The 18,325-nt window shown below is 50.9% G+C and carries 12 protein-coding genes and 2 pseudogenes; 4 read left to right on the top strand and 10 right to left on the bottom strand.

Annotated features, from left to right (window positions below):
- The first annotated feature begins 64 nt into the window (after window positions 1–64).
- Window positions 65–1,117, top strand: a complete 1,053-nt coding sequence (locus tag AGR7B_RS22765) for an IS110 family RNA-guided transposase (protein WP_080858174.1) — start codon at window positions 65–67, stop codon at window positions 1,115–1,117.
- 238 nt (window positions 1,118–1,355) lie between these two features.
- On the opposite strand, the pseudogene AGR7B_RS22760 reads toward AGR7B_RS22765, so the two are convergent.
- Window positions 1,356–1,619, bottom strand: a pseudogene (locus AGR7B_RS22760) (transposase); the annotation flags it as partial.
- Window positions 1,620–1,683: 64 nt separating this feature from the next.
- On the opposite strand from AGR7B_RS22760, the pseudogene AGR7B_RS26320 reads away from it, so the two are divergent.
- Window positions 1,684–1,767: pseudogene (locus AGR7B_RS26320) on the top strand (transposase domain-containing protein); the annotation flags it as partial.
- Window positions 1,768–1,902: 135 nt separating this feature from the next.
- Here the strand turns inward: AGR7B_RS26320 and AGR7B_RS22755 are convergent.
- From AGR7B_RS22755 to AGR7B_RS22720, 8 genes are all read right to left on the bottom strand, one after another.
- Window positions 1,903–3,417: a glycosyltransferase family protein gene (locus tag AGR7B_RS22755; protein ID WP_080857985.1), complete on the bottom strand. Its 1,515-nt coding sequence runs from the start codon at window positions 3,415–3,417 to the stop codon at window positions 1,903–1,905.
- 129 nt (window positions 3,418–3,546) lie between these two features.
- The gene (locus tag AGR7B_RS22750; RefSeq protein WP_162934238.1) at window positions 3,547–4,995 is read right to left on the bottom strand and encodes a hypothetical protein; all 1,449 of its coding nucleotides are present in this window, start codon (window positions 4,993–4,995) and stop codon (window positions 3,547–3,549) included.
- A gap of 121 nt (window positions 4,996–5,116) precedes the next feature.
- Entirely contained in the window at window positions 5,117–6,112 is a 996-nt protein-coding gene (locus AGR7B_RS22745) for a glycosyltransferase (protein ID WP_080857983.1), read from the bottom strand.
- A 155-nt stretch (window positions 6,113–6,267) separates the two neighbouring features.
- Window positions 6,268–7,440: a class I SAM-dependent methyltransferase gene (locus AGR7B_RS22740; RefSeq protein WP_162934237.1), complete on the bottom strand. Its 1,173-nt coding sequence runs from the start codon at window positions 7,438–7,440 to the stop codon at window positions 6,268–6,270.
- Window positions 7,441–7,692: 252 nt separating this feature from the next.
- Window positions 7,693–9,471 (bottom strand): hypothetical protein, encoded by a 1,779-nt coding sequence (locus tag AGR7B_RS22735; protein ID WP_208616054.1) that lies wholly within the window; start codon window positions 9,469–9,471, stop codon window positions 7,693–7,695.
- A gap of 58 nt (window positions 9,472–9,529) precedes the next feature.
- Window positions 9,530–10,528 (bottom strand): GDP-mannose 4,6-dehydratase, encoded by a 999-nt coding sequence (locus tag AGR7B_RS22730; RefSeq protein ID WP_080857980.1) that lies wholly within the window; start codon window positions 10,526–10,528, stop codon window positions 9,530–9,532.
- A 7-nt stretch (window positions 10,529–10,535) separates the two neighbouring features.
- Window positions 10,536–11,510 carry a GDP-mannose 4,6-dehydratase gene (gene gmd / locus AGR7B_RS22725; protein WP_080857979.1) on the bottom strand — a complete coding sequence of 325 codons (975 nt, stop codon included), beginning with the start codon at window positions 11,508–11,510 and terminating at the stop codon, window positions 10,536–10,538.
- Window positions 11,511–11,634: 124 nt separating this feature from the next.
- The gene (locus AGR7B_RS22720; protein WP_080857978.1) at window positions 11,635–12,939 is read right to left on the bottom strand and encodes a glycosyltransferase family 4 protein; all 1,305 of its coding nucleotides are present in this window, start codon (window positions 12,937–12,939) and stop codon (window positions 11,635–11,637) included.
- 321 nt (window positions 12,940–13,260) lie between these two features.
- Between AGR7B_RS22720 and AGR7B_RS22715 the strand changes: the two genes are divergently transcribed.
- Together AGR7B_RS22715 and AGR7B_RS22710 are read left to right on the top strand one after the other, a co-directional pair.
- Window positions 13,261–14,691 (top strand): mannose-1-phosphate guanylyltransferase/mannose-6-phosphate isomerase, encoded by a 1,431-nt coding sequence (locus AGR7B_RS22715; protein ID WP_080857977.1) that lies wholly within the window; start codon window positions 13,261–13,263, stop codon window positions 14,689–14,691.
- 269 nt (window positions 14,692–14,960) lie between these two features.
- Window positions 14,961–16,724, top strand: coding sequence for an ABC transporter ATP-binding protein (locus AGR7B_RS22710; protein ID WP_080857976.1), 1,764 nt, complete (start codon window positions 14,961–14,963; stop codon window positions 16,722–16,724).
- A gap of 158 nt (window positions 16,725–16,882) precedes the next feature.
- Here the strand turns inward: AGR7B_RS22710 and AGR7B_RS22705 are convergent, their stop codons facing one another.
- Complete coding sequence (locus AGR7B_RS22705) at window positions 16,883–18,067, bottom strand: AGE family epimerase/isomerase (RefSeq protein WP_080857975.1); 1,185 nt, start codon at window positions 18,065–18,067, stop codon at window positions 16,883–16,885.
- Window positions 18,068–18,325: the final 258 nt, after the last annotated feature.

Below are 18,325 nucleotides of genomic sequence, written 5' to 3'. Positions count from 1 at the left end.
TAATGGGATGGTCCGCCTCGTCCTCCTGCCGCATCATGAGGCGGCCAAACCGAAGGAGGTTGCAATGCCACAGCGCAATATGCCGCGCCCAGCGGCTGTCTACGGAATTGATATTGGCAAGAACATCTTTCACGTTGTCGGCCTCGGGAGCGATGGCGTGCCAGTGCAAAAGGTTCGTTTCCGACGCGACACGCTGCTACAGTTCTTCGAGCGCGCAGCACCGGCGATCGTGGGTATGGAGTCGTGCGCCGGATCTCAGTGGATTGCCAGGAAGATACAGGCGCTTGGACATAAGGTGCGCTTGATCCCCGCGCAGTTCGTGAAGCCCTACGTGAAGTCGAACAAGAGCGACATCATCGACGCGGAAGCGATCGCTGAAGCTGCCACACGTCCAACAATGCGATTTGCTGCACTCAAGAGCGAGGAACAAGCCGATCTTCAGGCTTTGCACAGGATCCGGGATCAGATGATCGGAACGCGAACGCGTCTGATCAATCAGATGCGAGCTTTCTGCCTCGAATACGGGATCGCCCTGCGCCAAGGCGCAGGCCTATTCAAGGTCGACCTGCCGCACGCTGTCGAAGATCAATCCAACGATCTCTCGTCGGCAATGCGTAAGCTGCTCGCAGACCTGTTTGCCGATCTGCGCCAATTGGAACAGCGCATTGGTGACGTCACACGCGAGATCGAGGCGATCGCCAGTCGCGAGGATGTCGCACGACGGCTCATGACGATCCCTGGGATCGGAGCGTTGGGAGCCACCGCACTTCTTGCCGCGGTTGGCAACGGCCGACAATTCCAGAAAGCTCGCGATCTGGCAGCGTGGCTTGGCCTTGTGCCACGGGAATACTCGACCGGAGGAAAGCAGAAGCTTCTCGGCATCAGTAAGCGGGGAAACCGCTATGTGCGCAAGCTCCTTGTTCATGGAGCACGATCCTGCTTTCGGCACCTCGACCGAACACGAGATCGATTGGGGAACTGGCTGAATGGCCTTCAGGCACGAATGCACCCCAACAAAGCTGTAGTCGCACTTGCCGCTAAAATGGCCCGGATTGTCTGGGTCGTCCTGACCAAGCCTGGAGCGCTCTACGAACGCAGGGACCCTGCCTTCACCTGACGCTCCTGGCTCGATTGCAAGGCTCGAGAATAGTGATGACGAAACAGTGGATCAACATGCCGTAAGTCCTGTGCAAAAAAGCGGGCTTCGTGCCCGAACCATTTATTGGGAACGGCATGTGCGGATCTCATCATGGCCTGGCTGCAACCGCAGCCCACTCGCGAGAGGCCGGATACATTTATGCAACTGGAATCGTCATTTACGATGTCGCGTACCCTTGCACGGACGAGGCGGACCATACATTTTTTGAGAGAAGCTCGCGGAGTGCGGCTGTATCCAGCATCTGCTCGGCGAGCAGCTTCTTCAACTTGGCATTCTCGTCCTCAAGCGCCTTCAAACGTTTGGCCTCTGACACTTCCATGCCGCCATATTTGGCCTTCCAATTATAAAAGGTCGCCTCGGAAATCCCGTGCTTGCGGCAAAGATCAGCCGCCTTAACGCCAGCCTCTTGCTCCTTCAGCACCCCAATAATCTGCTCTTCCGTAAATCTCTGCTTCTTCATAAGTCCCTCCTCGATGGGCCGGACTCTAATCCAATCTGGAGGAAATTCTCAGTGGCAGGTCAGCATCGATCCGCAGGTGTGGCCGGCCGACGTTCTTGCCCGCATCGCTGACACGCCTATTACCAGGCTGGAGCAGTTGCTTCCGTGAAATTGGACGCCGCCGACCGTCAACGCTCAAGCGGCCTGACCTGCGGCCTTCACCGGAGGCTTACGATCAGACAGCGGCTGCCAATGTGAGGTCAGACCACCGGTTACTTTGGAGCTAAAACGCCCAATTGTTTATTTAAGAAGAACATCTTTCGTAGATCGATATGTTAGTGGAAACGGAATTTCTGAAGAACCACGAGCCGTTAAGGCGACTAGGCTCAAAAAGGTCGTCGTCATCGTACACGGTGCCTTTGATAACGCGTTTCAAACACATCGAACGCTTGAGTGCTTCAATCTCCTCAATACGCTGGTGGTAGTCAGGCACGAATTTGTACATTTCAACGTCGCCTTCATCCAAAACCAGAAGCTGAAGATCGGGAGTAAGCGATTGTTTAAAGGTCACGATTGGCCTCTGAACCCAGTTTGGGGAAACGGAAAGGTAACGCTCTGGAATCGCAATGGTTTTAAAATCCGTATGGGCGATATAGCTGCGGATTTCTTCCTCGATTCCGAAGTACGTCGCTTCTCCGTGATTAAATAACCTCGTAGTCAAGAATGACATTCCATTAACAAACGACAGCATTAAAATAGAGGCAGAAAAAACTTTGCCCAGCGCAGGTCCCTTGAAGTCTAGGCACAGGTACAGGCATAGGCAAACCGCGAGCAAGCTTATCCCTGCAGAGTATGTTGGATTGAAATAGTTCAACTTCCAGAACAAGAAATAAAATAAAACCGGAATCAGAAACGAGAAAAACTGACGCCAGCTGCGCGAGAATATCAAGAGAATGGGCGAGAGCAGCCAAGGTACGATCTGCACCACAGAATGATTGGCACGCGCAAAGCCCAGACCCGCCATTTGATACAGATTTGGATTTTTTGCGAAATCATTCAAGAAATCAGGCGCCTCCCAAAATACGTACTCGAAAAATTGGAGCGCTCCATATCGCTCTATGTTAGGAGACGCATTCTTAAAGTTCTCGACAATCGTTTGAAATACAGGCAAATGAAGAATCAACGCCGGTATCGCCGCGTTAAGCATTACACCTGAAGCCATTGCAATGAGCAGTGTAACCGCCGTTTTTAGACCATTGTCTCGGAATACGTAGAGCACAATATAGAGGCCGACGAACATGCATGCGAACCAGCTCAGCCGGTGATTCATAGGCAAAATTACGACGGCGACGCTTACCAAACTAAGAGATATCCGGTCAAATGAGACGCGCAGCCTTGCGAGACCGTAAACGGCCATCGCACTACAAAACCACCAAGCTGCTTCAGGCCGTACCCGAACGAATACAAAAAAAGCCTGATATGAGCACATAAATACCAGTGTACCGAGCAAAAACGCCTTAGTGCGATTACCGCCGACCGTTAGTAATATTGTTTTCATCATGAAAAAATACGTTCCAGCGCCGAATACCGCCGAGATGAACCTCGCGCCATTCGGGCCAGGATAAATAAGCTGTCCAGCCATATAAACTAGCGAATAAAATATTCCCGTATCTTTGCGAGTGCTAACTGCAATCCCTTCAAAATAAATCGCCTCATCTGGATGAAAGTCGATGTGCAAGGACGCATAGCAAAACACACAAAACAAAATGAGCGCGACTAGAGTCACACTCGCATTACTCTTTCTATCTGCAGTAGTCATAAGTACTCCGAAACATTACTGTTCATTTTTTGTGGCGCCGGCCCCAGTGGCAACCATTTATCAGAAACCCGCCAAGTTTAATTTGATTTCGAACACGAACCTACCTTAAATTTAAAGACAATCACTAACTCAAGTATGTTCACAACTGCTCCCAACCGAAAATTTATATTTTTTGTAAGCCGTTACCGGAACCACTGTTTGTTCAATGCCCAAGGGGAGATATATTCGCTGCTGAACCGCAGAAGGTATCGAGAATGATTTCTCGTGACTGACAATAACGAATTTGCCGAGTTTCACGATCTGCATCACCCCTGATCGTTTAACTGCTTCGCTAAGCGCGATGGGCTCCGTCCCTTCGATTTTGTCCGCATCGAATGGGATCATGACATCAAAGATTATCGCCTCCGCACTAGGACACAACGACCTCGCTGCAGTTAACAATCCGGGAGCTTCTTCGTAAGCACTCCGAGTTAGCTTCATTTTTTGAATTTCCGCCGAGATTGACTCCTCGATTTGTCCTGCCCCGATCATCATCGATACGGCGCACAATACGTATCCTAAAGTCCCCCGCAGGGAAACACAGAGAAAAATCGCGGAAACAACCGCCACGACTAAAGGCACAAATGAGTACCAAGAAAATATCATCCCCTTCGAAGTAAGCAAAAAAATCAGCAGTGCCGATCCCACTAGGAAGCCGAGAAGCCCGAAATGGTCAGCAACAATTCCTCTAAGCCGCAACATAAATGTGATCACGGCGATTGGTGCCAGAATTAGAAAAATCGGGAACGCATCGGCCGGACGGAGCAATAGAATCTGGTCCCAACTGAAAATTGGGGCACCAAAAAAACTTTCCCACCAAAAATCAAAATCAAAATGAAGCGGAGGAGTTGGAAGCGCCAAAATTGAATTTAGCACCACAATCGGCCCACCCGCCATAATGATTGCAAGGCAACTCAAAAGCAAAGCCACCACAAACGTCAAGTCAAGCCGATGGAATTTCCACGGGTCTCTAGCAATCACAACCGTCGAGGCAATCAAGAAATAGGGAGCGTAGAGGATTTTGATGTAAGTTCCGAGAATAGTGCATGAAAGAGCGATATTATACTTTTTTTTGACAATATAGTATGTCCCGATCGAAAAAACGAGCATAAGCATGTACTCCGGAGAAATAACCTTTCCGTAGAAAAACAACCCCGGCGACAGAAGTAAGGTCAACGAAAATATAGATGACTGGAAGTAATCATACCGCTCTTCGAAGGTTTTCTTCCAAAAATAGCAAGATAAATATTTTAGTGATAAGAATACGTTATATGCTAACAGCACACTGTTCAAATCCAACAAATTTGCGATACCGAGCAATGCAACCATCAGAAACCAAAATGGGTGACCATACGGCCCAGGGAACCCTTGGGGGAACAAAGAAGCATCCCAAGATATAAACGATTTCATATAATTCGCAGATACATCAAAAAATAACGCTTCATCAGGCGCAACTGATCTAAGTATCCCTATACTTTTTCGATAACCCAATAAATGAATCTCTAAAGTAAATAAGGCGACCAAGACGAACGCGTACATAATAAATTCCAGTTTTCTCGAATTTATTACCATTTCCGTCCGTCAGGTATCATTGCTTGCCCGCCCTCGCCCTCGATTTTCAGCTACCAAACTCGAAGCAACTTTCACCGAAACAATGCGCTTAAAATAGCGCACTATACGCTTCACAAGTCCTCGAAAACGAAGCAAGGTCGCTGTTTGCATATCGATATGATCTCGCAGAGATATCGTCATAGACCTGTGGTTTTGTCGCCCATTCCTCCAAGATAACCCCAAGTTCTGTGGCTGCTTTTGGCCCCACGGAAACCTTTCCCACGAAGTCCGGCGTTTCACTATACGTGCCTATATCGCTAACGATCAACGGCAGGCCATATTGTAAGGCGCGTGACACGATAGCTGACGTTTCTCCAACCGTTGGGTCGCGTAAAACGATACACACATCAGCACTTCGAAAGTAATTTAAAAGCTTGTCCTGGCTGACGCCTCCCTTAAACTGCACTAGATGCGAAACGCCCAAATCCGCCGCCATATCGGGTAAATCGGAGCAGTCTTCGCTTAACCTGCCGACCACATCTAACCGAATTTCCAAACCGCGTTCTTTACAAAGAGCAATCGCCTCAATCTGGTTGTCAACTCTCTTGAACCGATCAACAAATCCCAACGTACAAACATTCAAAGAATCCCGCACCTCGCGCCTCTTTACTGGCACCCCATCGGGGTAACACTGCGGGAGAAGAAACGTAGGCGTCTCGGGGAAGCGCTCCAATATAAAGTTTCGCGCCAAGTGCGAATGTACGATAACTTTACTCGCCCTCGCGATAACTTCCTCGTTTAATGGATGCCTTAATACATCCGAACTTTCCCAGGGCATAATCTCCGCCCTATCAATTCGTTGCCTGCAACTCTCCGAAAACTCCTCTCCGTACCACTTCCTCAGAAGGGCATAATATATTTCGCTGTCTCTCACATACGTGAAATGCGCGAAGAGGTGATGTAATGAAAAATCATGAAGGTGAACTACACCTCCATATTTGAAAAAACTCAAAATTTGTTCATCGTGAAATGCGCGGTTATTACCTATCTGGTAGATAGTGCGCGATGGGGCGTTTTCCAATGGATCATAACTGTCCAGTCCCATGACCTGTCCCAATGGGCTTGGAGTGTGACAAAATCTGCTTTGTGTGAAAATGTTGATATCATGACCTAGAGATCGAAGTCCTCTGATCAGTCCTTCAGCATAGTCAGCAATCCCCGTAGGTTGCGGCGGAACGGGAGTTACTACACTCAACGCTTTCAACCCGCATCTCCCTTGGTTGCTTTCACCAATAGATTGGCCGCCACAAACAAAAGGTGATTTAGGTGTATATTTTGTGTCGGTTCGCCAGCGTCCTCATTGATGTATCCAGACGCTGGTAATCGTTCGCATCGGTACCCGATCACTTCAAGAACAGTGGAAATATACTGGTATGTTATCGGCTTAACATGGGTAGGATCAACGTTGAAGAAAAATGTTGAAACAAACAGGTTCTCGGCGTTCGGAGTCTCCATGAGCAATGTTCCACCGACAGCAAGAACCCGATAAATTTCATTCAGTAGCAGGACAAGATCCTCGAACGCGAGATGTTCAATCACATGAAACAATGTGATTGTAGCAAAAGAATTTTCATCACAATTTTTGAGGAAAACAAATGCGTCCTCGAGATGGACATCCAATCCCTTATCTAAGCATTCATTTATCTGTTCCTGGTTTATTTCTAGCCCAACGCCTTCAACACCATTATCTCTTAAAATCTCAAGAAACGTACCTCTGCCACATCCGATATCCAGAACTTTTCCATTTCCAACATCAAGTACTAAATGTGGAATGTAAGCCTCTAGCTGCTTTCGCACAACATCAGAGGGACCTCTATGGCGACGATCAAGCTCGGTCATAATATCTTGCTTAAGAAGATTTATATCTTCTCGGCGATATGACTTTTTTCGTAGCACTGGTTTCAACTGTTCCTCTCCATCCTCATTATTATCATCGTCCCGACGCCGCTCTCGCGCTACTGATTGGATGACAGAGCCATCCGCATCTGTTGCGGACGGATCAGCATTGATTGCAAGGCCTCGTGGTCGAGATTTTAATCCCAGAAGTCTGCGAAGAAAGCGGCCTACCCCCGTTTGCCTTGTCTTCTGCCGATGCTCTTCCTCTGCGATCAGCAATTCTATATGTTTAGAAGGCTGTTTTTGATTTTGCTTGAATTCCTCACTCTGCAAAATTCCGCGCATAATATCTGTCCGCAAAATGCCGTTAGTTAGCAGCCCTTTATTATGCTCGAGCTCACTTCCACAACAACTCCGATGCAGAAGTATCCTATAAATACATTTCAGAAAGTCGGATGGTTCGGAATCGAATAAATATTCTGCAGGAATGTCATTTTCATCATACTTATAGGCCTGACTTAAGAAATCACCTTTCATTAGGTCGTCCTTAACGTACTCTTCGACAGCAGTTCGAATACTATTTTGATCTGACATTCCCTGCGTACCCCGTTTCTTTACCAACCCGTTCTCTTCAGCGAGATGAAGTAAGCAGTCCGCTTTCCAGTAAAAACGCACACCGCTCCGGCATAATGGCGAGCGCGTTAGCGCGAAAACAATATTCTCCTAGTGTCCTGGTCGATAAAAAGGTCGTTTCCCGACTGCATTTGCGCTCGGCTTCAGCGGACGGGCTCATCGGAATGTACCCATATCGACGAAGCCAACATCACCCGCTGAGTCAAACCACCCGCAGCCTTCTTGAATCATAGAGAGGACCAGCTTTGCGCCAGGGCGCGGGGGCGCGCCTTCTATCACCATATGCAGGTTCCGGCGCTCTCCCGGCCCAATCTCTCCGCCAATCACAGAAAACCTCGTCCTACCAATTTCAAGGCGAGATCGGTCATCTATCCACCGTCCGGCTAGATTTATGTTGCCTTTGCCTTGCGTATGTTGCCATTTCTCGGCGCCCAAATTTTCAACTTGGAGCTCCAGCAAATAACGCGAAGGCAATCTGGCCACGGCTCTAAAGAAATTACTCCGATCAAAGTTTTCAAAGCGAAGCAGAGTAATTTTCGATTTATATTCGCTTAGGCACGAAACTTCTTTAGGAAAACTGCTTTCTTTATGACCCCAGAAAATCTCTTCGCTAGAATACTCATTTGCAGCCCCATCAGTCCGTGTCCACGCCCACAGCCCAGGCATCTGGATAACCAAAAACAAACAAAGTACAATTCCCAACGCATTAATCTTTTGGATTTGCGATTTGGAAAAGGCCAACATCACCGGTACGATAAGAATGGCTGTTGCTTTTAAATAACCCGTCCAATGCATTGTCACAATTGCACCAAATGTGGCGGCTAAAAGAGGCAGCGGAAGGAAAGCAGCACCAATCATCATCACATTAATGGACGCTTTCCCGTTATTCTTGCGAATTAGATAGAGGGATGCGGTGAAAGCCCCCAACAGGAGAACAATTGTTGGCGCCAGCGCAACCTGTGAATTTGCTAAAGACCTAGCAAAAAAAGCTGAACCATCGGTGACTGCTCGCTGAAGTGCCTCATACCAAGCCAAGAACGGTGTTGTAAAAATTGCCCCGGCAACTCCCGGCTCTTGAGAGGGAAGTTTTCCAAATCTCAGGAAGATGCTTAGTTGCCAGCCGACAAAAACGATCCCTGGCAGCGCCAACAAAAAAAGTTTCCTGTACAGCGAGATAGCCCATTTCGTAAGGTCGGCTCGATGAACATAGGTATACGCCAAAAATATCCCTGCTGCTGCAAATACGAAAGATTCTCGCGAAAGTATCGCCATAATCGCTGCAAGCGAATATAGTAGGTACCGTCGCCGCAAAAGACTATCAATGGCAATTAAGAAAAAAGCATCACCTGCGGCGTCGGGTAACCCACTCAATACCGTAACCTGAACACCGGCGCTGAGTGACCAGAATAAAGCCCAACTAGCGCTGAGGCCCATTCTCTTCAGTATCGAAGCTAAAGCAAAAGTGCCCCAAAAAAGTAACACTAGGTTCGTGCCCCAATAGACGAAAGGACTTACCCATTCCTGCAACGTCAAAAGAGCAACAACGTTCGCCGCTAACGGTAAACCAATACGCTGATAACGATAGGTTACAGCGGTATCCATATGCCGAGCGGTATCTTCACTCATTTTGAGATCGTTTGCGATCGCAAAATAAAATTGCCCGTCCCATCCCACGTTACCGGCGCCAACGTACCACGGCTCAACATTGTGATTTCGAAGGACCTCAGTTATTCCAAAGTAAGCAGCGGGGCGAACATGCCATGCCAAATTTCCTCGCCCATCCCCAGCGAGAAAGAAAAACATAAGAAATATGGAAAATGTTACGGTAATCGACGAAACCCAGACAGGCGCACCAAGTCTGTCACTTATGTATTTTAGCTTTTGGAGTTGGCCATTTATGAACATGCTCAATGCTTTCACGACCTTCTGTACCAAAAAGCTCACACCCTGCTAACTTATGAATTTCAAAGCTTGCTGAAACAATCAGCGAAGACTATTTTCGAACCTCTTCACGCCAATAGTTCAGCAAACCATTCAAGGTTTCGTCCCAATCGTGAGCCGGTTGCCAATTAAGCAGTTGTCTTGCACGGCTAGAGTCCCCAACGATTTTCGGAACGTCACTCGGTCGTAATCTTGACGGGTCTTCAACAAGTTCAATCTTCACATTGGACTTAGCCAATAGGGCTTCCAATATGTCGCCAACCCGTCTGGATTTTCCGGACGCTAAATTAAACACCGTTCCAGGCTCCAAAGAGGGCGGCATCGACAACGCTACCTTGACGTAAGCCGAAACTATATCTCTCACGTCCGAGAAATCGCGTTGAGCCTCAAGATTACCAACCTTGATTGTCGGCTCCTGCCAACCCTTTTCGATTCTTGCAATCTGGGCCGCGAAGGCTGGCACAACAAAGCTGTCTGTTTGAAATGGCCCTGTGTGATTGAACGGCCGGAACCGGACAGATTTCAAACCGTTGCGTGACATTTGTCCGATCAACAAATCTGCAGATGCTTTTGAAACTGCATACGCATTCATTGGATCGAGCAGAGTTTGCTCATCAAGAGGGTGGGCTATTTCCTTAGCCGTGCCCCCATATACCTCAGATGTACCAACATTTATAAGCAGGGTCTCCGGACAATATTTCATTATGGCATCCGCCAAATTCATTGTACCGAAAAAATTAACGGAGAAAGTCTCCCGTGGCGCAGCGGCGGCTCGCTGGACATTCGACTGCGCAGCAAGATGAATTACGACTTCTGGTCGCCATTCGATGATTACCGCAGCAGTTGCAGCCTCATCGGCAACATCCAGCAAAATCCACTTCTCACGAGGATCAAGACCAACCGAACCGGAAACCTCGCCTTTCCGACCAGAGGAAAGAAGTAGAGCGTCTGAAGGTAAAGCATCCAAAAGTGCTCGTCGTAGCCAATTGCCGACGAACCCACCCGCACCAGTTATCAAAACGCAAAAGCGCGAACGACGCTCTACCTTCATATCATTTTCACTTAACGCTCAACCGCTGCAGGTCTGCATCAACCATTTCGCAAATCATCTCTTCCAAGCTAATTTGCGCCTCCCATCCGAGTTTTTCTTTCGCCTTTGCCGGGTTCCCCAGAAGAATATCCACTTCTGCGGGCCGGAAGAGCTCCGGATCGATAACCAAATGATCTTCCATTTTCAGACCCGCATGCGAAAATGCTATTTCGCACATCTGTCTAACGGTTACCGTCCGACCGGTCGCAATCACATAGTCGTCTGGCACGTCCTGTTGCAGCATCAGCCACATTGCCTTGACATAATCCCTGGAATGCCCCCAGTCACGCTGCGCATCAATATTACCGAGGCGCAACTCCTTCTCCATTCCTAATCTTATGCGCGCAACGCAATCGGTGACTTTTCGAGTTACGAACTCGATACCTCGAAGCGGCGACTCATGATTGAACAATATCCCACTGGATGTGTGCAAGCCGAAGCTTTCACGGTAGTTGACCGTCATCCAATGAGCATAGAGCTTGGCGGCAGCATAGGGAGAACGAGGATAAAACGGTGTTTGCTCGCTCTGAATTGGCTCTTGAACCAGTCCATACATCTCCGATGAGGATGCCTGATAGAACCTGGCCTCCGGCGTCTCCAGACGAAACGCTTCCAGCATATTTACACAGCCGATACCTGTAACTTGGCCAGTCAGAATAGGCTGGTTCCAAGACGATTTAACAAATGACTGCGCAGCAAGATTGTAGATTTCTGTTGGACGTGTCTCACGCAATATACGGGTCAAACTCGAAAGATCGGTCAAATTGCCGTCAAGCAATTTTACTCTATCGCGAATACCCAACCATCTCAGACGGGAATCGTTTATGTCAGCAGAAGACGAACGTCTAACCAGACCGTAGACTTCATAGCCTTTGTCAAGGAGACATTGCGCAAGATAGGCCCCATCCTGCCCGATAATCCCCGTTATAAGCGCCTTGGGCATATTTTCATGTTCCTTATCTAGAATGCGTCCGAGCGGAGTGATTTCGCTAATTGCCTTGCCTCAATAGCGCTTAGCTACTTTGGTTATGATGATCAATGGCACGGGCATTTAATACCCACACCGTTTAATTGTTGACCCAGCCGATATCAACCCGTTTGGCGATTCCATCGTCATCCAACGCCTGCAACAATCCAGAAGCGACATCGCGCCAAGTTCGCATTACGGGACGTGCATCCGCAATCTTGGCTCTCAATACATCATATTCAGACTTATTCGCCAGCAATTGGCTCAGAATATCCGCAAGTTCCACAGGCTTTTCCGGATCGAAATAACGGGCCAGATCGCCCCCCGCCTCTCTCAGTGCCGGAACGTCCGCCGCCAGTGCAGGTGTTCCGCACCATAACGCCTCGCTGATCGGCAAACCCCATCCTTCCATCCGACTGGGGAGAACAAGCACAAATGCACGCTTATACAATTCCGCCAGTTCCGCCTGGTTCGGGTTGAGTACGAAATGAAATTTTGTGGACAGCGGCAGAAATCGCTTATTCTTTAGAAATTTCTCCACACGTTTGCGTCTCGCACCAGCCAATACGAGATTGGGGACATCCATTCCCCGCTCGTGAAGGGACATCATGGCCTCAACTACGCATTCCAGATTTTTCCTGCCATTATAGATTCCCACGCATAAGATGTAACGTCCGGACGGCCCGCGCTTCTCTATAGGCTCCGAGGTCGGACGCAACTCGTTGCAAAGCGGCACGGCAATGACCTTTGATACAGGCGGCAACACGCCTTTCTCCGAAAAATGCAGAACCTCGCGAGCTGTGAATTCCGAATTCGTGAGAATGAGTGACGATGCTTTAATCGCCACCTGATTGTCGTGCAGAAAATTCTTCGGGAAAGAGAATTGATTCCTGTGCGTGAAATCGTGCAACGGGATCATGTCGTGCAGAAGTGGGACAAAGATCACGTTTGTTCCACGTGCTTCAAGGGCCGCCAGATAATCGGACATAATCTTCGGCCTGCCCAGGGAGATCAGCACATGACCGGAGAGATCGACTTCCTTAGCCGAACCATCCGGGACCGTAGCCCATCGCCGCCGGTTTCTGAAATCGACGACCTTTCGAATTGCCCAATAAACGGAAGATTTGACGGGGTTATTATTAAAGAGGCTTTGGCGCAGCCGAAGGGGGGTAGCCGAAGGAGGAAGATTGTGGTCCAGCACGCCAGTCGGCGATGCGTTTCCAACCCTCGGGAAAACTTCAAAAAACCGACCATGATACGGAGAATATATGACGTATCGGACTCTGGAATCCAATTTTGTCAGTTCGTAAGCGACCTCCATCACAGTTCTGGAGATACCATAATATTTAAACTTTACGCCTGAATTTAAAAAAAGCTCGGAAAGATCGAAAAAAACTTCAGTCATCTTGCAGACATATCCTCATGCCCCACCAAGTGGCAGTTGACGCCGATGCAGCGTTACTAAATCACCCACATCGGGGACACGCCCCGCTTTAAACCATTAACTTTTGGCGCAGGCGGAGAGATGTGCGCGGCTTATACAGGTGGTTCTGAACCCTTGTCAAATGCGCTCATCACCCGTGAAAACTTCGGCAGTCATCGGTTCATCAAGCAAAAATTGGGTTGTTTCTATTCACTGTGGAAAGCTCTATCCGGCATTTGAAGCGTCGCCTCGCGTTCGATATCACGAAAGTTAGGGGGCGATAGAAAGTTGAGAGGTTTCATTTTGAACACATACGCTCGAAAGATCACGCCGGTTCTTCTTGCCGGCGGTGCTGGTTCGCGGCTTTGGCCGGTATCGCGCGATCAATTGCCCAAGCAGTTCCAGCCGCTGGTCGGCAATCTTTCGACCTATCAGCAGACGCTGCAGCGGGTGGGCGACAAGAGCCTTTATGCCGAGCCGCTGGTGATCACCAATGAGGATTTCCGTTTCTTCGCCCGCCGTCAGGCTGAAGAGATCGATCTGCCGGCAACCGTGGTGCTGGAGCCCGCCCGCCGCGACAGCGCCGCTGCCATGGCCGCCGCCGCCGTGCTGGCCGAGCACCGTGAGCCCGGATGCCTGGTGCTGGCGCTTGCCGCCGACCATGTGGTGCTCGATGCCGACAAGTTTTCACAGGCCGTGAAACTCGGCGCAAAAGCCGCCGATCAGGGCAATATCGTCGTCTTCGGCCTGGTGCCCACCGAACCGCGCACCTCCTACGGTTATATCAAGCCGGGTGATGCGATCGATGGCGAAAAAGACCTCAGCACCGTCGATGCCTTCGTGGAAAAGCCGGATATGAAGACGGCGATCTCCTATCTGGAAAAGGGTTATCTCTGGAATTCCGGCAACTTCCTGTTCCGCTCCGATGTGATGATCGCCGAACTGAAGGCCTTCGCCCCGGAGATTCTTGCGGCGGTGACGCAGGCGGTCGAGCAATATGAAAGCGACCTCGGCTTCGTGCGCCTGCATCAGGCAAGCTTCGAGGCCTCGCCGAAAAACTCCATCGACTATGCCGTGATCGAGAAGACCAAACGCATGGCGGTGGTGCATGGCCATTTCCGCTGGTCGGATATCGGCAGCTGGGATGCGATCTGGGAAATCGCCGACAAGCGCGGCAACGACAATGCGCTGGAAGGCAACGGCGTCTTCATCGATTCCGAAGGCTGCCTCATCCATTCGACGCAATTGCTGACGACGGTGGTTGGCGCCAAAGACATGGTGGTGGTGGCCACCAAGGATGCGGTTCTGGTGGTGCCGAAAAACCGGGTGCAGGATGTGAAGGGTCTGGTGGAGACGCTGAAGGACGGCGAACACGCACCACAGACGCAGACCCACAAGCGCGTCTATCGCCCCTGGGGTTATATCGAGCACATGTATGTGGACGAGCGTTACCGGGTGGGTCATATCACGGTCGATCCCGGCCACCGCATCTCGTTCCAGAAACATTATCACCGCTCGGAACACTGGATCGTCGTCAAGGGCACGGCGACGGTGACGATCGGTGAAGAGACGAAGTTGCTGACGGAAAACCAGTCGGTCTATATCCCGATCGGCCAGCCGCACCGGCTTGCCAATGAGGGGCAGATCCCGCTCGAACTGGTCGAAATCCAGACCGGAGCCTATATCGGCGAGGACGATGTCATCCGCATCGAGGACGATTATAAAAGACGGTAACGGTGCATCTCGAATGTTCGACCGGGTCGGCGGGATGTTGACACTCGCCGGCCACCGCACTATTTGGTTCGCTTGAACAACGAGTCTGAGGACTTTTCCAGCGCCGAGAGAAATTATTAAGCCAGTTGATACGGGATTACGAAACGAAGTAGAATGCGGCTTACCTATTCGGAACAGATAGTGGACTGGTTTCCTGGTCAAAAATGATCGAAATGGACAGCCATCAATTTCTCAAATCGTAGTGGTATCAGCTAACTAAGGATATCTCCGTGATCGGATCTTTTTTGTCTGAAAACGACAAGACGTTGCTGGTGCGACTTTTCAAAGAAAATTTCAGAAAGCATGTTGGCTGGTATTCTGCGGCAATTGCCGCGATGCTCGTCGTCGCCGGCACGACATCTCTCAGCGCATGGATCATGCGCGATATCGTCAACAGCGTTTATCTGAAGCAGGGCTTTGACGTCGTTCTCGAGATTGCCTTTGCAGTCGCGACTATCTTCATCGTCAAAGGCCTCGCAACCTTTGTGCAGAGCTATTATCTCAGCAAAGCTGGTAATAGCATCGTAGCGGAGCAACAACGCAAGATCTACGATCGGCTCCTGAAACAGGGCGTTTCCTTCTTTCAGAATCTGCCGTCCTCGGAACTGCTGGTTCGCGTTACTTACAATGCACAGGCGGCGCGCAGCGTCATCGATACGATTGTCACATCGTTCGTACGTGACCTGTTTTCGCTTATCGGTCTTATTATCGTGATGTTCGCCCAGAATTTCCTCCTGAGTGCGATCTCCATGATTATCGGCCCTCTTGCCATCTTCAGCGTTCGGCTTGTTTTGCGCCGCGTACGCAAGATCATGGAGGCGGAGCTTGCTTCGCTCGGTGAGATTGTCAATGTCGTACAGGAAACCAGCATAGGTGTACGTGTCATCAAGGCATTCTCCCTTGAGAAACTTATGCGTCAGCGCATGAACAAGGCGGTTTCCGACGTAGAGCAACGTGCCAATGGCATTGCCAAACTGGAGGCCGCCACCAGTCCCATCATGGAGACGCTATCAGGCCTCGCAATTGCTGTCGTTATTGCCGTGTCCGGCTATACCGTTCTCGAAAAAGGCGGCTCGCCGGGCGATTTGATGGCTTTTATTACCGCCCTGTTGCTTGCCTATGAACCGGCGAAACGCCTCGCCCGCATGCGGGTACAGATCGAAGGCGGCATGATTGGCGTGCGGATGATGTTTGAGGTGCTGGACGCGCCGCTGACGCTTGCCGAGAAAAAAGACGCCGAGCCTCTGCCCAAAGCGACAGGCGATGTCGAACTAAAAAATGTGAGCTTTGAATATGTTGCAGGCCAGCCCGTTCTGAAGGATGTCAGCCTGCTCTTCGAAGGTGGCAAGATGACCGCACTGGTCGGCCCATCCGGCAGCGGCAAATCCACCATCATCAATCTCATGATGCGCCTTTACGATCCGCAAACCGGCTCAGTAGAAATCAACGGTATGGATTTGCGCGACGTTTCTTTTTCGAGCTTGCGCGAGCACGTTTCTTATGTGGGGCAGGAAACATTCCTGTTTTCGGGATCCATAAGGCACAATATTTCCGTTGGCCGCGACAATGCCACCGAAGAAGAGATAATAGCGGCCGCCAAGGCAGCCAATGCGCACGATTTCATCATGAGCATGCCGGACGGCTATGACAGCAGGCTCGGTGAAAATGGCTCTGGATTGTCCGGGGGGCAGCGGCAGCGTGTTGCGATTGCCCGCGCCATGCTCAGAGACGCGGATATTTTGATCCTCGATGAAGCGACCAGCGCATTGGATTCGGAATCCGAAGCTCTCGTTCGCGATGCACTTGAACGACTGACGTTCAACAAGACATCAATCGTCATTGCTCACCGTCTCTCCACTATCAATCGTGCCGACAAGATTGTCGTTATGGATAATGGTGAAGTCGCCGAGCAGGGCAGCAGACGTGAGCTTCTTGCGAATGATGGCCTTTATAAACGGCTTCACAGCATCCAATTTGACGCCGATGTAGCTTAGTGGGGAAGATTCGACACACGAAAGGCGCGACTTTGATCTGCGCCGAGTGCGTCAGTTACGACAAACCGCTTGCTTGCAGCATATTAATACTGGCTGTTTCGCCGCCCTGAAAATGAGGGTGGCGAATGTAGCACGCCCACCGGCTGGGCGTGCTGAGTTCACCCACTGACCGCCAGCACGGCCTCTGCCTCATATATGGCGCAGACGATGTGATAAAACGTGCTTGCCGGCGCCGGCTCGTCGAGCATCGGCCTGTCGGCCGGCCATTTGTCGAACCACAGGCCCTTGACCGGCGTGTCGAGGAAAGGCTGCAGCGCGCCGATGGCGCTGAGACCGGAGGCGAGGTAACGCTGACGCTCCTCACCGCCCGTGACGCTCGCAAGCCGCACCGAAGCCTTCAGCCATTCCGTCTGCGGCCATAACCGCGCCAGCCCGTCATGCACCGAAAAATCGTCGTAGAGGCTCATCATCGCCACCTTGCGGCGTGGGCAGATGCCGTGTTCTTCGCCGATCTCGAAGAGGCGTTTTGCCTTCCTGATCGCTTCATCATTCCCGCGCAGGCTGCCCCAGCGCACCAGAAGCCAGGCCCATTCGAACTGGTGCCCCGGTTCCATGATCCGGCCTTTGTCGCTGTCATGCGGTGTCCAGTCATGGGCGAAGAATTCGCGCAAGCCGCCATTGCCGCCATCGATGAAGCGGTTAAGCGCAAGATCGGCGATCTCGTCGGCCAGCGCCGACCACGGGCCGTCCGGGTCCTGCACCTCCCAGGCCAGCATCGCCTCGAAGAGATGCATGTGCGGATTGGAGCAGAGCGGCGTGCGCGGCGGGTTCGCTTCCTCGAAGCCGGCGACCGGATGTCTGTAGTCGCGTTCGAGGATGGCAAGGATATCGAGCGCCCGGCCGCGCATCTCGTCCCGGCGCTCGGGAAGGCTTGCAGCCGCCTGTGCGGCGGCAAACAGCGCAAAGGCCTGATTGTAGAGATCGAAGGAGGGATCGATCAGCCGGTCCGTCTGGTCGGCAAGGTTGCCGTAAAGGCCGTTTTCAAGGCGATAGACCTTCTCGAACCAGGAAAGCCCGTGCAGGAGCGCGTCCTTCCACGGTCCCTGCCAGCCATGCTGGCCGGCGGCGGCGAAACAATAGGCCTGGCGCGGCTGCACGCGGGCGCGTCGGTCATCGGAAAAAACCGGTTTCGCATCCTGGTCGAGACGTTCGTAAAAGCCGCCATCCGGCCGGGCCGAACCCGCCTCCCACCACAGGGGCAGGGCGTCCTCATCCAGCCATTTGCGTAATCTTCCGATCTCTTCGGCAAGCGTCTGCGCGATGCTCGGAAATTGCAATGTCATGCGTCAACTCTCTGTTCTACGTCGTGGTAGGGACGAATACGCTAAGGAAACCCAGAAGCAAACGCTTGAATTTATGTTTTGTGACGCTGTCAACCATAAACACTATTCATTTGCTCTCCCATAAACCCCGCACAATGCCCTTCGCCGCACGCCCTTAAAGTCGGCGATGTTGTCAAACCCGGCATTGATGGCCTTGGCAGTGAGCGCCAAATCGTGACAACATTTTGGCGTTCGAGAACAACGGAGATCATGGACGCA

The sequence above is a fragment of the Agrobacterium deltaense RV3 genome (assembly GCF_900013505.1).
Taxonomy (GTDB): domain Bacteria; phylum Pseudomonadota; class Alphaproteobacteria; order Rhizobiales; family Rhizobiaceae; genus Agrobacterium; species Agrobacterium leguminum.
This window is presented reverse-complemented; position numbering and strand designations above follow the sequence as displayed.